Annotated in this window: 1 protein-coding gene; it reads right to left on the minus strand. The window is 63.3% G+C overall.

Annotation, left to right across the window (positions count from 1 at the left end; genetic code table 11):
* Nucleotides 1-70: 70 nt before the first annotated feature.
* Nucleotides 71-1,771 (minus strand): IS1634 family transposase, encoded by a 1,701-nt coding sequence (locus GO615_RS27560; protein ID WP_169133039.1) that lies wholly within the window; start codon nucleotides 1,769-1,771, stop codon nucleotides 71-73.
* Between the last annotated feature and the right edge of the window lie 166 nt (nucleotides 1,772-1,937).

The following is a 1,937-nucleotide window of genomic DNA, read 5'->3' on the forward strand; positions in this document are numbered from 1 at the left end:
TGGCCACCGGAGTTCGACAGCTAATCGCGTAACTATCTGATTTATCAGAAGTCGACGTTCAAAAATGCCACTACAAGAGCGTCAGCTGCTCCGGCGTAGTCGGTTTCTTGATGCGAAGTGCATCGAGGACTTCGCTTTGCGCGGTGCTAATCGTCGACACGCCCGCGACCGGTGCTCCGCCGTTCAGACGCACCCGGTGATGCTGAATGCGATGCAGCTGTTCGAGCGCGCGCTCTGGGCTCAGCTCGGTTCCGGCCGCACGCAGGCGCGCGCGCATGATGCGATGCAGGATCAGCGCCATGAAGCAGATCGAGGCGTGGGCGCGGATGCGCTCGGGCAGGCGGTGATAGACCGGCCCGATCTCGATTTCGGATTTCAACACCTTGAAGCCGCGCTCGATGTCGGCGAGCGACTTGTAGCGAGCGACGACATCCGCCGGTGTGAGGGCGTCGGCGTTGGTCACGAGCAGCAGCTTGCCGTCCATCATCTCGGCGAGCGCCCGAGCGGTCTTGTCGATGTCGTAACTGAAGAGCTCGGCCGGCAGGTCGACCTTGATGATCTTCGATAGATGCGCCTCGCACACCGCGTGGTAGAAGCGCGCTTTGGCGCCGCTGTCGGAGAGCTTGCGCCCGCGGTGTTTGACGCCACCGTCCTGATCGACGAGTTTGCCGGCCCATTGCTCGCCTTGCGCGATCAGGGCTTCGATCTGCTCATTGCGCCGCTGCGTCTGGACGGCTGCGGTCGCCGGATCATGGGCAACGACCAGACGCTGCCCGTTCCAGGCGAGTTCGCCGGTTACTTCGTCCTCGGCCTTCGCGCAGTGATCCCGATGGAAGTCGCCGAGCAACTCGGCGAACTCGTGGTAGCGCCGTCCCGGCACGGCGATGATGAATTCGAGCGGCTGTCCACTCGCGAGCGGGATCGCCCGCAGCGCTTCGAGATTATCCAGGCTCAGCAGCCCGCGATCGGCCACGAGGATGAGCCGACGCACCTGCGGGAAGCGTTCGAGCACCGTCGCGAGGGTGGGCTGCAGCGTCTTCGTCTCGGCCGCGTTGCCGGCGAATACCTCGTGGTAGATCGGCAAACCGTCGGCGGTCTGCACCACGCCGAGCATGAACTGGCGGGCAATCACCCCTTCCTTGGCCATGCCGAATTCGCGCACATCATCGGTGAGCGTGGTCAGTCCTTCGGTGCGGATCGTCGTGAGGTCGTAGAACACCACCGACAGGTCCTGGTCGATCAAGGGGCGCAGCAGGCCCGCTACCACGGCATCGACCGCCGCCTGGTGATCCATCAGCGCGTCCATGCTGCGCAGCAACTGCTGATGCGTGATCGTGGTGACGTCGACCTCCGGCAGCGCCACCGTCTCCAGCCAGCGCAGCACGCCGAGCTTGGAGTCCGGATCGCACAGCCGGTTGAGCACCATCACGCGGATCAGTGCTTCGACGTCGGTGGTGTGGCGGGTGCGGCGGAATACGCGCCGCAACTCGCCGAAGCCCAATTCCTTCCACAATTCCGTGAGCGCCCACACGTCGCCCAATGCGCGCGCCGACTCGAACGCCACCGAGGGCGGCGCCGGCTTCGCACCGATGGGATCACGCCCCGACACCTTCAACAAGCCGTTGATCACCGAATCGAGTTCACCGCCGACCTGGTCGAGGCGCCCGAGGGTCGCCACCGTACGCTTCTTCACCCGCCCCGCATCGTCCCGATAGGACTCGACGAGTTGGACGTAGCGACGGCTGCCAGAGGTGGTGATCTTGACGTGCATGCCGCCACTTTATCAGCAGTGCAGGCATCGTCAATACTGACGTTGCTTGTTACAAACGTGCCACCACACGAGTTTTAGAAAAATCGGCCTGAAACCCGCATGAATACTGAGGCGACTTCGCCAAAATCGTCATTTTTCGGGCTGAACTGTCGAACTCCGGTGGCCA

The sequence above is a fragment of the Aromatoleum evansii genome, from assembly GCF_012910805.1.
GTDB lineage: Bacteria > Pseudomonadota > Gammaproteobacteria > Burkholderiales > Rhodocyclaceae > Aromatoleum > Aromatoleum evansii.

What these genes read in the sequence shown, in the direction of transcription:
- GO615_RS27560 (WP_169133039.1), bottom strand. Translation starts at nt 1,771, where the DNA reads ATGCACGTCAAGATCACCACCTCTGGCAGCCGTCGCTACGTCCAACTC.